Origin of the sequence: Paenibacillus sp. FSL R10-2734, from assembly GCF_037963865.1 — a bacterium.
Lineage (GTDB): Bacteria > Bacillota > Bacilli > Paenibacillales > Paenibacillaceae > Paenibacillus_AQ.
In genome coordinates this window covers 1,207,659-1,221,086 of the sequence record NZ_CP150170.1, presented here as the reverse complement: position 1 = coordinate 1,221,086, position 13,428 = coordinate 1,207,659, and the positions used below count along the sequence as shown (strand labels likewise).

Genomic DNA, 13,428 nt, shown 5'->3' with positions numbered 1-13,428 from the left:
AATAAATAAGCGGTCGCTCGGAAAAACACCCGTGCGGCCGCTTATTTCATTATCCTCTGGATCAGAGGGTTCATTAACTCCGCTTCTGATTTCGGTGAATTATTCGATGTTAAAAAAAGCTTCCGCCCCTCTATAAACTGAGGAGCGGAAGCTTTTTTTATTCCATTTCTTTATTCGGATCCTACTTCTTTTTCAAGCATTGGTGCTACAGGAGCATCCACCTTTTTCACTACAAGCTCTCCGCCAACCTCATCAATGTTGAGCGAATCACCCTTTTGAATATTTCCTCTCAATAGTTCCTCAGAGAGACGATCTTCAATATGCTTCTGAATCGCACGACGCAGTGGACGTGCACCAAAGGCAGGGTCGTATCCTTCCTTAGCTAAGAAAGCCTTCGCTGTATCTGTGAGCACGAAATCAACATCGTATTCACGAAGCCGCTTGCGCAGTTCATCAGACATCAGCGTGACGATTTCAGCAATATGCTTCTCATCAAGGGAGTGGAAGACAATAATTTCGTCGATCCGGTTCAAGAACTCAGGACGGAAGCTCTTCTTGAGCTCTTCCATTACCTTGCCCTTCATATTACCGTATTCTGCTCCGGCATCTTGCACAGCTGTGAATCCAAGTGTCGAATTCTTCTTGATTGCCTGTGCCCCTACGTTAGAAGTCAGAATAATTAATGTATTGCGGAAATCGACTACACGTCCTTTAGAGTCAGTCAAACGACCATCTTCAAGAACTTGCAGCAGAATATTGAACACTTCTGGGTGCGCTTTTTCAATTTCATCAAGCAGCACTACAGAATATGGTTTACGGCGTACCTTCTCGGTTAATTGGCCACCTTCTTCATAGCCAACATATCCAGGGGGAGCTCCGACTAAACGGGACGTGGAGTGCTTCTCCATGTATTCCGACATATCGATACGGATGACCGCATTCTCATCGCCGAACATGGCTTCAGCCAATGCACGAGCCAGCTCAGTTTTACCTACACCAGTAGGACCGAGGAAGATAAAGGAACCCATTGGACGTTTCGGATCTTTAAGACCCGCACGTGCACGGCGTAGTGCCCGGCTAACAGCCTTAACAGCTTCGTCCTGACCGATCACTCGTTCATGCAGCAGAGCTTCCATGTTAAGCAGACGGTCGGTCTCCTCTTCCTTCAGCTTGCTTACAGGTATCCCCGTCCAGCTAGCTACGACCTGTGCGATATCTTCAGGCGTAACCTCCGAATCCGTGCGACCCTGTTTTTCTTTCCATTGGTTCTTCGTCGTATCAAGTTCTTCACGGATCTTTTGTTCTGTATCACGCAGGGCAGCTGCTTTTTCAAACTCTTGACTCTGCACCGCGGAATCTTTCTCCTTGCGGATATCATCCAAGCGCATTTCGAGTTCCTTCAGATTTGGCGGAATAGTGTAAGAGTGAAGCCTTACTTTGGATCCCGCTTCATCGATAAGGTCAATCGCTTTATCTGGCAAGAAACGATCCGGAATGTACCGATCAGACAGCTTCACTGCTTCTACAATGGCTTCATCCGTAATCTTCACACGGTGATGCGCTTCATAACGATCGCGAAGTCCGAATAGAATTTGGACTGCTTCCTCTGGAGATGGCTGATCCACCGTAATCGGTTGGAAACGACGCTCCAAGGCTGCATCTTTTTCAATATATTTACGATATTCGTCAAGCGTAGTCGCGCCTATGCACTGAAGTTCTCCACGGGCTAAAGCCGGCTTCAGAATGTTAGAAGCGTCAATCGCACCTTCCGCGCCACCAGCACCGATCAGCGTATGAAGTTCATCGATAAAGAGCACGATATTACCTGCTTGGCGAATCTCATCCATAATTTTCTTGAGGCGGTCTTCAAACTCACCGCGATATTTCGTACCAGCCACTACAGAGCCCATATCGAGCGTCATTACACGTTTGTCGCGTAGCGTTTCTGGGATTTCATTGTTGATAATCTTTTGTGCAAGTCCTTCAGCAATCGCTGTTTTACCAACCCCAGGTTCACCGATCAGTACCGGGTTATTCTTAGTCCGGCGACTCAGCACCTGAATAACACGTTCAATTTCCTTGCTACGGCCGATAACCGGGTCTAGATTGCCCTCTTTAGCATAGGCGGTTAAATCGCGCGCAAGACCATCTAGGGTCGGTGTGCTGACGTTAGCCGGAGTTCCACTATGACTAGAGGCAGCCTCGCTGCTTCCCAGGAGCTGTAACACCTGTTGACGAGCTTTGTTCAAGCTGATGCCGAGGTTATTAAGCACACGAGCCGCGACACCTTCCCCTTCACGGATAAGTCCAAGCAAAATATGCTCAGTGCCGACATACGTATGACCCAGCTTGCGAGCTTCGTCCATCGACAACTCAATTACTTTTTTAGCGCGAGGAGTATAAGCAATGTTCGTAGGCTGTTCTTGGCCTCTACCAATTAGTGTCTCCACTTCGTCCTGGATTTTTTCAAGACCTAGCCCTAAAGCAATTAATGCCTTAGCAGCAATGCCGTCTCCTTCACGAATGAGTCCGAGCAAAATATGTTCCGTGCCAATATTGTTGTGTCCTAAACGAACAGCTTCTTCCTGCGCCAGCGCTAGCACTTTTTGTGCGCGTTCCGTAAATCTTCCAAACATCATATCTCCTGCACCTCCATGAATAGTAAATATCTATATTAATGTTGTGTTCCCAATGTTTCTCGGAGCAATTTCGCCCGATACATATCTCTTTCAGTGGCGTTCAACTCGTCACCGAACATCTTTTGCAGGAATCCTGGCTGTGTCTTAACGTTAAGTTCATTAAGCACTGAAATCGAAGGGCCTTCCAGAATGCCAAGGTCAACCCCAAGTCTCACATCAGACAGCCGTTGTGCCGATTCTTTAAGCTCCATAAGAGCTGCATAGCATAAGATCCCATAAGAACGCTTCACTCGGTCCGTAATTCTCAGTGCAGAATCAACAAGCAACCGTTCACGTGCATTTCGTTCATGTTCAATAATCTGGGTAACTACACTGTGAAGGTTCTCTATAATTTCACTTTCCGTTTGACCGAGGGTAATCTGATTTGAAATTTGAAAGATGTTCCCTACTGCTTCGCTACCCTCACCGTAAATTCCTCTTACAGTCAATCCCACTTGATTCACTGCGGACAGGATCCGATTGATCTGATGAGTCATTACAAGTGCTGGTAGATGCAGCATTACCGAGGCACGGAGCCCAGTACCAACATTGGTGGGACAACTGGTCAAGTATCCTCTTTTATCATCAAAAGCGTAATTGACAGTCGCCTCGAATATATCATCGATCGCCGTCGCACGTTCCCATGCTTCTCTTACTTGAAGACCAGGAAACAGACATTGGATTCGCAGGTGATCCTCTTCGTTAATCATGATGCTGACCGACTCATCTTCATTTAATAATACAGCCGCACCACGCGAATCATTAGCCAAGTTGGGACTGATCAGATGCTTCTCAACCAGTACCTTTTTGTCCAGTTCATTCACATCATCAAGCTTTAGGAGTTGAAAAGATCCGAAATCTGCAGCTGCTTCCTCATGAAACACAGGAGCCAGCAGCTCTAATACTTCTTCCGATTGCTCTAAGGAAGCGAGCATAGGAAACGGAAGATGCTCTAGATTACGGGCAATACGCATACGACTGCTAATTACAATCTCGGAGTGACTACCTCCTGAGCGCATCCAATCACTAAGCGCTTGTTCAGTAAATCGGAGACTTGACATGTCATATCCCCCCTATATATCAAAGACTTTACTCTTGTACTATTTCTTTTTCAAGTCGGCGAATCTGATCCCGCAATTCTGCTGCTTTTTCAAATTCTTCCTGGGCAATACTTAGCTGTAATTCCTGCTTGAGTTCATCAATTTGGCGTCTAAACACAATCTGTGCTCCTGCACGTTTTGGAATCTTACCTACATGTGAGGTACTGCCATGTACTCGCTTAAAAAGCGGGTCCAGTGCGCTGTTAAAATATTTATAACAGGAGCTACAGCCAAAACGGCCTAATTTACTAAACTGGGAGTATGTCATACCACAATTCTCGCATTGCAGACTCTGCGTAGTCTTTGTAGCAGCCGACTTCTCCTTGCCGGCGCCTTCAAGATCAAGCAGTCCTGACAGCAGACTGTGGATGGAGAATCCCCCAGCCGTTCCGGGAATCAGTTCACCCTTCTCCCGTGCACAGCTCTCGCAGATATGAAATTCCGTCTTCTCCCCATTCACGATCTTAGTGAAGTGGAGTGTTGCCGGCTTGACGCCGCATTCCTGGCATTGCATAAGCGAAAGCCCCCCCCCCTTATGATTGACAATTATTTGCCTAACAAAGAGATTAACATCGCCTTCATAATCTTGGCACGAATCTCATCCCGGTATGGAATCTTAACCGTTAGGCATTCCCGAGAAACAGCAGCGCGCATAAGACACGCTTCACGCTTACTTAGAAAACCAGCTTCTTCCAGCTGATAAATCAACCCTTCAGCAGCGTTCTGATCAATCCCGCCACCTATAGTATGGTTTAGATGGGCATGCAGTGCCACATTTGGTGGCAATTCAAAACGTTGTATACGAATATATCCTCCGCCACCACGTTTGCTTTCCACTACATAACCTTTTTCTAATGTAAAGCGTGTACTGATGACATAATTGATCTGTGACGGTACGCATGAGAACTGGTCCGCCAGGTCATTTCGCTGGATTTCCACCGTACCTTCGGGACTTTCATGCAAAATATTCTTCAGATATTGTTCGATAATATCAGAGATATTGCGCATCACTCATCCTCCAGTGCTTAAAGCTTTATTATATCGCTTGCGGCTTGCATTCATAATGACAATAATCTTTAATCGAACTTAAACATTTGTGGATCATTCCACGCGTTCAGTAGATCGGATCTATGTCATTACGTTGCGTTGACTTTGACTTTCTTTGACTTTTTAATATTATAACATATTTTGTGCTAATTCCAAGTGGATTCTCTTATTTTTCACTTTTTTCAGCGAATGTATTCGGAAATAAAGAACTCTCCCAACATCTTGCGAAGGGGAGAGCCTAATTTTTATCTAGAAATAATCAAATAATGCGGTCTGTGCTTGCGGTAGGATTTCTTCGAACCATTCGAGTGCCGACTGTTGACCTGTCACATGTCCATAACGAGCCATCTCTACCGGACGTTTGTATCCAAGCATTAAAGCCGTCAATGTGCCGATGTCACAGCTTAAGTCTGCTTCTGTCCGTTCCCCTTCAATTCGTATCAAAGTAGCCGATCCCTCATTAGAGATATACCATTCCCACAATCCATCATTCCAAGGTGCATATTTATCTTCGATATATATAACCTGCTTCTTCTGGCTACTGCGTCTGAAATCGTAACTTTCAATGAATGCTTTGGCGTTAACAATGCGCCCCATAAAATAAGGATAATTCTCCTGTCCTATACGCGGATCTGGCAGCAAGAAGGGTAACATGTCATCCGAAGGCACCAGCTTTAACGATGCACCGGTCACCATCGAATCATGGTTCGCCAGAAATGTCCACAGCCCCTGCCGAGCTTGTTCGTTCAAAAATACAAATTCATCTATGACCAGTTCTCTGTTCTCTACCTTATACAGCACGTATCCCTCTGGTTCAGCACTCTTGGAGTAAAACACTGCAATCTTTCCTTCATCATCTAAAACAGAGTTCTCCCACCAGTCCAAATCGCGCTTAAGTGTCCCGTTATATTTAACAGCGAATCGATTGTATAAGCTATCCAATACTTCGATGTCTTTTATGTCCCGTTTAACTTTGCCCTCAACTTCAACCTTCTTGGGAAACTTAGCAACTGGAATGGAGTATTTCTTAAATTCACAATAAATTTCCCAGCCAAATTTACGATAAAACGGAATCAAGAATGGGTGTAGAAAAGAGAGCGTTTGCCCCGCCTCATTCATCGTATGCAGCGCATGAGACAGAAGTTTTGCCACATGTCCTTGTCTACGGTTCTCTGGCCATGTAGCTACTCCTGCTATTCCACCCATAGGTACCACTCTGCCCTGTATGTATACTTGGAAAGGAATAATCGTCAATTTAGCTTCCAATGTCCCATCCTCAAAAGCACCCCATACCCGTTCTGGCTTGAAACTTTTCTTAGCACTTGCCCGCTTTTCACTAGCTAACTTGTATTGAAAAGCATATTCTGACAAGTTCATGCTTGCATCGAACTCTTCTGAACGCAACTGTCTTATTACCACAAACTCACCTCATCCTTTATAAAATTACATTTAGGATAAGTATAACAAGAGCATCTATTGTGCGCTAATCTATTGCATTATTTATAACTTTAATTTTAGTTATCCACAGCTTTATGCAGCTTTAAAAATAGTCTTGAAATCTTGTCCCATCCAAGTTAAAATTGTTATCCACTTATCAATAGCTCTATCCACATAATCCCGGCTATATCCACAGCAACCCGTGTATTACTTAGGTTTTTTGTTGACAGATCCACATAATTATGTATTTAATCCACACTATTTAGTGATTAAATCCCTTCCAATCTCTTATCCACATGTGCGTAACTTTTCCGCAAATTTAATAATTTATCCACAAGTTCTCCACAGACTATATTAGACGCAAAAAAGCCACTGTCGATTACTCAACAGTGGTCTAATTGTGCTTGGCAACGTCCTACTCTCCCAGGACCCTTCGGTCCAAGTACCATCGGCGCTGGAGGGCTTAACGGTCGTGTTCGGGATGGGTACGCGTGGAACCCCTCCGCTATCGCCACCAAACATGCGTCTGTGAAACAGACGCTGCCGCGTGAAATTTCATTCATCACCAGAAGTGACAATGAATTTCTAAGCGTGTTACAGGCTTAATCGCCTGAAAACTGAATCCGAATTGAATTTGCATTTTATTTAAGTATAGGATAAGCCCTCGACCGATTAGTATTGGTCAGCTCCATGCATTACTGCACTTCCACCTCCAACCTATCTACCTCGTCGTCTTCAAGGGGTCTTACTAATTGGGAAATCTCATCTTGAGGGGGCTTCACGCTTAGATGCTTTCAGCGCTTATCCCGTCCGTACGTAGCTACCCAGCCATGCTTCTGGCGAAACAACTGGTGCACCAGCGGTACGTCCATCCCGGTCCTCTCGTACTAAGGACAGCTCCTCTCAAATTTCCTGCGCCCACGACAGATAGGGACCGAACTGTCTCACGACGTTCTGAACCCAGCTCGCGTACCGCTTTAATGGGCGAACAGCCCAACCCTTGGGACCTACTTCAGCCCCAGGATGCGATGAGCCGACATCGAGGTGCCAAACCTCCCCGTCGATGTGGACTCTTGGGGGAGATAAGCCTGTTATCCCCAGGGTAGCTTTTATCCGTTGAGCGATGGCCCTTCCATGCGGTACCACCGGATCACTAAGTCCGACTTTCGTCCCTGCTCGACTTGTAGGTCTCGCAGTCAAGCTCCCTTATGCCTTTGCACTCTTCGAATGATTTCCAACCATTCTGAGGGAACCTTGGAACGCCTCCGTTACTCTTTAGGAGGCGACCGCCCCAGTCAAACTGCCCGCCTGACACGGTCCCCGTACCGGTTTACGGTACTAGGTTAGAACCTAGATACGATCAGGGTGGTATCCCAACGGCGCCTCCACCGAAGCTTGCGCTCCGATTTCTACGGCTCCCACCTATCCTGTACAGATCGTACCCAAATTCAATATCAAGCTGCAGTAAAGCTCCATGGGGTCTTTCCGTCTTGTCGCGGGTAACCTGCATCTTCACAGGTATTAAAATTTCACCGGATCTCTCGTTGAGACAGCGCCCAAGTCGTTACGCCATTCGTGCGGGTCAGAATTTACCTGACAAGGAATTTCGCTACCTTAGGACCGTTATAGTTACGGCCGCCGTTTACTGGGGCTTCGGTTCATAGCTTCGGGTTACCCCTAACCACTCCCCTTAACCTTCCAGCACCGGGCAGGCGTCAGCCCGTATACTTCGCCTTGCGGCTTCGCACAGACCTGTGTTTTTGCTAAACAGTCGCTTGGGCCTTTTCACTGCGGCCCCCTCGTGCTATTCACACTACCGGGGCACCCCTTCTCCCGAAGTTACGGGGTCATTTTGCCGAGTTCCTTAACGAGAGTTCTTCCGCGCGCCTTAGAATTCTCTTCTCGCCTACCTGTGTCGGTTTGCGGTACGGGCACCTTCTCCTGGCTAGAGGCTTTTCTTGGCAGTGTGAGATCATGACCTTCGCTACTACAATTTTCGCTCCCCATCACAGCCCAGCCTTAACGATGTGCGGATTTGCCTACACATCAGCCTCACTGCTTAGACGGACATATCCATCAGTCCGCGTCACTACCCTCCTGCGTCACCCCATCGCTCATAGCGGATTACGGTGGTACAGTAATTTCAAACTGTTGTCCTTCGACTACGCCTTTCGGCCTCGCCTTAGGTCCCGACTTACCCTGAGCGGACGAGCCTTCCTCAGGAAACCTTGGGCTTTCGGCGGATCAGATTCTCACTGATCTTTTCGTTACTCATACCGGCATTCTCACTTGTATGCTGTCCAGCGCTCCTTACGGTACACCTTCAACCTACATACAACGCTCCCCTACCCCAGATACATACGTATCTAGCCATAGCTTCGGTGGTGTGTTTAGCCCCGTTACATTTTCGGCGCAGAGTCACTCGACCAGTGAGCTATTACGCACTCTTTCAATGGTGGCTGCTTCTAAGCCAACATCCTGGTTGTCTGTGCAACTCCACATCCTTTCCCACTTAACACACACTTGGGGACCTTAGCTGATGGTCTGGGCTGTTTCCCTTTTGACAATGGATCTTAGCACTCACTGTCTGACTCCCGGCAATAAGTATATGGCATTCGGAGTTTGACTGATCTTGGTAATCCTTGCGGACCCCGCAACCAATCAGTGCTCTACCTCCACTACTCTTATACCGAGGCTAGCCCTAAAGCTATTTCGGGGAGAACCAGCTATCTCCGAGTTCGATTGGAATTTCTCCGCTACCCCCACCTCATCCCCGCACTTTTCAACGTACGTGGGTTCGGGCCTCCAGTGCGTGTTACCGCACCTTCACCCTGGACAGGGGTAGATCACACGGTTTCGGGTCTACGTCCACATACTCAATCGCCCTATTCAGACTCGCTTTCGCTGCGGCTCCGTCTTCTCGACTTAACCTTGCATGTTAAACGTAACTCGCCGGTTCATTCTACAAAAGGCACGCCATCACCCATAGATAGGGCTCTGACTTTTTGTAAGCACACGGTTTCAGGTTCTATTTCACTCCCCTTCCGGGGTGCTTTTCACCTTTCCCTCACGGTACTGTTTCACTATCGGTCGCCAGGTAGTATTTAGCCTTAGCAGATGGTCCTGCTGGATTCATACGGGGTTTCACGTGCCCCGCACTACTCGGGATCCGTCTCGGAGAGAGCACAGTTTAGGTTACAGGGCTTTTACCTCTATCGCGGGCCTTTCCAGACCTCTTCACCTACCATATTCCTTTGTAACTCCATGTGAGACGTCCCACAACCCCTAAGAGCAAGCTCTTAGGTTTAGGCTGTTCCGCGTTCGCTCGCCGCTACTGACGGAATCACTATTGTTTTCTCTTCCTCAGGGTACTTAGATGTTTCAGTTCCCCTGGTCTGCCTCTACACACCCTATGTGTTCAGGTGTGAGTAACTGCGAATTACCACAGCTGGGTTTCCCCATTCGGACACCCCCGGATCAAAGCTTGCTTACAGCTCCCCGAGGCAGTTTCGTTGTTCGCCACGTCCTTCGTCGGCTCCTGGCGCCTAGGCATCCTCCGTGTGCTCTTATTAGCTTAACCTTCGCTCCGATGTTTCGCTTGTTCGCACAATCGAAAATCTTCGCTTCCAGCTAATAACTAACGTACTTGTTTACACAAGTTTTAGCTAAAAGATGTTCTAAAACGCAAATTCGTTTCGGTATCCAGTTTTCAAGGATCAAGGTAAAAATATTCTAGACATAACAAATAGATGAAGTTTGTTGGTGGAGCCAAGCGGGATCGAACCGCTGACCTCCTGCTTGCAAGGCAGGCGCTCTCCCAGCTGAGCTATGGCCCCGCAAATTCCATCAAAACCGAACAAATGGATACGCGTTAAATGATTGTGGAAGTTTAACTTCCGATTTGAATGTTCTCATTGCAGAGAACGATTCTCCATAGAAAGGAGGTGATCCAGCCGCACCTTCCGATACGGCTACCTTGTTACGACTTCACCCCAATCATCTACCCCACCTTCGGCGGCTGGCTCCCTTGCGGGTTACCCCACCGACTTCGGGTGTTGTAAACTCTCGTGGTGTGACGGGCGGTGTGTACAAGACCCGGGAACGTATTCACCGCGGCATGCTGATCCGCGATTACTAGCAATTCCGACTTCATGCAGGCGAGTTGCAGCCTGCAATCCGAACTGAGACCGGCTTTGATGGGATTGGCTTCACCTCGCGGTTTCGCTTCCCGTTGTACCGGCCATTGTAGTACGTGTGTAGCCCAGGTCATAAGGGGCATGATGATTTGACGTCATCCCCACCTTCCTCCGGTTTGTCACCGGCAGTCACTCTAGAGTGCCCAACATTACTTGCTGGCAACTAAAGTTAAGGGTTGCGCTCGTTGCGGGACTTAACCCAACATCTCACGACACGAGCTGACGACAACCATGCACCACCTGTCTCCTCTGTCCCGAAGGCCGCCACTATCTCTAGTGGATTCAGAGGGATGTCAAGACCTGGTAAGGTTCTTCGCGTTGCTTCGAATTAAACCACATACTCCACTGCTTGTGCGGGTCCCCGTCAATTCCTTTGAGTTTCAGTCTTGCGACCGTACTCCCCAGGCGGAGTGCTTACTGTGTTAACTTCGGCACCAAGGGTATCGAAACCCCTAACACCTAGCACTCATCGTTTACGGCGTGGACTACCAGGGTATCTAATCCTGTTTGCTCCCCACGCTTTCGCGCCTCAGCGTCAGTTACAGCCCAGAAAGTCGCCTTCGCCACTGGTGTTCCTCCACATATCTACGCATTTCACCGCTACACGTGGAATTCCACTTTCCTCTTCTGTACTCAAGTCACCCAGTTTCCAGTGCGACCTTAGGTTGAGCCCAAGGTTTAAACACCAGACTTAAATGACCGCCTGCGCGCGCTTTACGCCCAATAATTCCGGACAACGCTTGCCCCCTACGTATTACCGCGGCTGCTGGCACGTAGTTAGCCGGGGCTTTCTTCTCAGGTACCGTCACTCCGATAGCAGTTACTCTACCGGACGTTCTTCCCTGGCAACAGAGCTTTACGATCCGAAAACCTTCATCACTCACGCGGCGTTGCTCCGTCAGGCTTTCGCCCATTGCGGAAGATTCCCTACTGCTGCCTCCCGTAGGAGTCTGGGCCGTGTCTCAGTCCCAGTGTGGCCGTTCACCCTCTCAGGTCGGCTACGCATCGTCGCCTTGGTGGGCCGTTACCCCACCAACTAGCTAATGCGCCGCAGGCCCATCCCTCAGTGACAGATTGCTCCGTCTTTCATTCTTTCTTCAGGAGAAAAAAGAAATTATCCGGTATTAGCTACCGTTTCCGGTAGTTATCCCAGTCTGAAGGGCAGGTTGCCTACGTGTTACTCACCCGTCCGCCGCTAAGTTATTTTGAAAGCAAGCTTTCAAAATAACTCCGCTCGACTTGCATGTATTAGGCACGCCGCCAGCGTTCGTCCTGAGCCAGGATCAAACTCTCCAATTAGTATTGAAAAGAGCGATATGCTCATTTTGAAACTGACGATTCATTAAATGAATCTTTTAAAAATTAACGCGTTCCATTTGTTCAGTTTTCAAAGAACTTGCTCCTAGCATTTCGACTTTTAATGTCTCATGCACAGGAATTATAGTATATCATGTTGTCGTATTTCTTGTCAACTTATTTTTTCATCGTTTGTGTTTCGTTTGTTCGATGCGTCATAAGCACAAGAGATAATATACCATGCTGTCATTGTGTTTGCAAGCTTTTTTTGAAATAAAAATAATTGACGTATAAATACTTTCAAACGAGCACAAACCAACACAAATTGATTCCAATAATCCTTGATCTGTGGCTAAATAGAATTTATCGTAATCTCATATATTAACTTCGAATGATTCGTACAGAGAGGAGTCTAAATGAAAAACAATCCATCTAGTGCTGCGACCAAAACAACCCCCAAGGACAAGAAGCAGCGTAATCTGCAGCAAGCAACAATCTATAAGATTTTGCTGGCAGTCAGCTTTGTTCATTTATTTAACGATTCTATTCAGGCAGTCATCCCTGCAATCTTCCCTATTCTCAAAGATAACTTAATGCTCTCCTTTGCTCAGATCGGGTGGATCTCCTTTGCCCTAAACATGACGTCCTCCGTTATCCAACCAGTCATCGGGTATGCTGCTGATCGTAAGCCTCGTCCTATATTGTTACCATTGGGCATGTGCAGCACATTTCTAGGTGTACTTTTATTGGCTTATGCTAATAACTATATCCTTGTATTATTCTCCGTCATGCTTATCGGGTTCGGCTCAGCCACCTTTCATCCAGAAGGGATGCGCGTTGCTCATATGGCTGCTGGCCAGCGGAAGGGTCTTTCGCAGTCTATTTTTCAAGTCGGCGGTAACGCTGGGCAATCCTTAGGTCCAATGCTTACGAAATGGATATTCATTCCCTTTGGGCAGATTGGGGCTCTTGGCTTCACTATCGTTGCGGCTGCCGGAATTGCCGTCCAAACCTATGTCGCTCGCTGGTATCGGGAGATGCTGGATGCTGGATATACTTTTCATAAGAAATCAACAGCTCGTGCAATCGATCCTGCCCGCCGCAAAAGTATTCGAACAGCAACAATCATCCTTGTATTCTTAGTCTTTGTAAGGTCTTGGTACGGCGCTTCTATTGGCAGTTACTATGCCTTCTATTTAATGGACAAATACCAAATGACGCTTGATAAAGCCCAAATCTATATTTTTATGTATCTGGCAGCTGGAGCTGTCGGTACATTCTTCGGTGGTCCATTGGCGGATCGTTTCGGGCGACGTAATCTCATTCTTCTCTCAATGGTCGGAACAGTGCCTTTCGCACTGGCTCTCCCCTTTGTGAATCAAATGTGGGCAGCTATACTCCTACTGATTGGCGGTTTCATCCTTTTGTCCAGCTTCTCTGTTACTGTAATCTATGCGCAAATGCTTTATCCAGGCAATATCGGAACAGTTTCAGGGTTAATCACTGGTCTTGCTTTTGGGCTCGGTGGAATTGGCTCCTTGGTACTCGGCAATCTGATTGACAGCATAGGTATTTCAAAAGTATTTATAGCTTGTGGATTCCTACCTCTACTTGGTTTCCTTGCCCTCTTGCTTCCTCGAGATGAGAAGCTAGAAGAATGGGCGGCTCAATAAC

Annotated in this window: 6 protein-coding genes, 1 tRNA gene and 3 rRNA genes; 1 reads left to right on the top strand and 9 read right to left on the bottom strand. The window is 47.3% G+C overall.

Translation table 11 applies throughout. The annotated features are described in order from the left end of the window. Positions 1-170: 170 nt before the first annotated feature. The 9 genes from clpC to NSS67_RS05365 all read right to left on the bottom strand — a co-directional run bounded on the left by clpC (position 171) and on the right by NSS67_RS05365 (position 11,757). On the bottom strand, positions 171-2,639 hold the full coding sequence (clpC, locus tag NSS67_RS05405; RefSeq protein WP_339318665.1) for an ATP-dependent protease ATP-binding subunit ClpC: 2,469 nt from the start codon (positions 2,637-2,639) through the stop codon (positions 171-173). Positions 2,640-2,674: 35 nt separating this feature from the next. Further along, entirely contained in the window at positions 2,675-3,739 is a 1,065-nt protein-coding gene (locus tag NSS67_RS05400) for a protein arginine kinase (protein ID WP_339318664.1), read from the bottom strand. 28 nt (positions 3,740-3,767) lie between these two features. Beyond that, positions 3,768-4,292, bottom strand: a complete 525-nt coding sequence (locus NSS67_RS05395; RefSeq protein ID WP_339318663.1) for a UvrB/UvrC motif-containing protein — start codon at positions 4,290-4,292, stop codon at positions 3,768-3,770. A 32-nt stretch (positions 4,293-4,324) separates the two neighbouring features. Beyond that, positions 4,325-4,786, bottom strand: a complete 462-nt coding sequence (locus NSS67_RS05390) for a CtsR family transcriptional regulator (RefSeq protein ID WP_042131251.1) — start codon at positions 4,784-4,786, stop codon at positions 4,325-4,327. A gap of 288 nt (positions 4,787-5,074) precedes the next feature. Next, a complete protein-coding gene (locus NSS67_RS05385) occupies positions 5,075-6,244 on the bottom strand; it encodes a GNAT family N-acetyltransferase (protein WP_339318662.1) in 1,170 nt (389 codons plus the stop codon). Positions 6,245-6,664: 420 nt separating this feature from the next. Beyond that, positions 6,665-6,781 (bottom strand): 5S ribosomal RNA (rrf, locus tag NSS67_RS05380). Between the two features lie 133 nt (positions 6,782-6,914). Further along, positions 6,915-9,842, bottom strand: a 23S ribosomal RNA gene (locus NSS67_RS05375). Between the two features lie 180 nt (positions 9,843-10,022). Then, positions 10,023-10,098: transfer RNA gene (locus tag NSS67_RS05370), tRNA-Ala, on the bottom strand. 101 nt (positions 10,099-10,199) lie between these two features. Next, a 16S ribosomal RNA gene (locus NSS67_RS05365) occupies positions 10,200-11,757 on the bottom strand. The 16S, 23S and 5S rRNA genes sit together here with 1 tRNA gene alongside, the layout of an rRNA operon. A gap of 413 nt (positions 11,758-12,170) precedes the next feature. On the opposite strand from NSS67_RS05365, the gene NSS67_RS05360 reads away from it, so the two are divergent. Further along, complete coding sequence (locus tag NSS67_RS05360; RefSeq protein ID WP_339318661.1) at positions 12,171-13,427, top strand: MFS transporter; 1,257 nt, start codon at positions 12,171-12,173, stop codon at positions 13,425-13,427. Position 13,428: the final 1 nt, after the last annotated feature.

Excerpts from the sequence above, each read along its gene's own strand:
- clpC (WP_339318665.1), bottom strand. The coding sequence starts at position 2,639 with ATGATGTTTGGAAGATTTACGGAACGCGCACAAAAAGTGCTAGCGCTG.
- NSS67_RS05400 (WP_339318664.1), bottom strand. The coding sequence starts at position 3,739 with ATGTCAAGTCTCCGATTTACTGAACAAGCGCTTAGTGATTGGATGCGC.
- NSS67_RS05395 (WP_339318663.1), bottom strand. The coding sequence starts at position 4,292 with ATGCAATGCCAGGAATGCGGCGTCAAGCCGGCAACACTCCACTTCACT.
- NSS67_RS05390 (WP_042131251.1), bottom strand. The coding sequence starts at position 4,786 with ATGCGCAATATCTCTGATATTATCGAACAATATCTGAAGAATATTTTG.
- NSS67_RS05360 (WP_339318661.1), top strand. The coding sequence starts at position 12,171 with ATGAAAAACAATCCATCTAGTGCTGCGACCAAAACAACCCCCAAGGAC.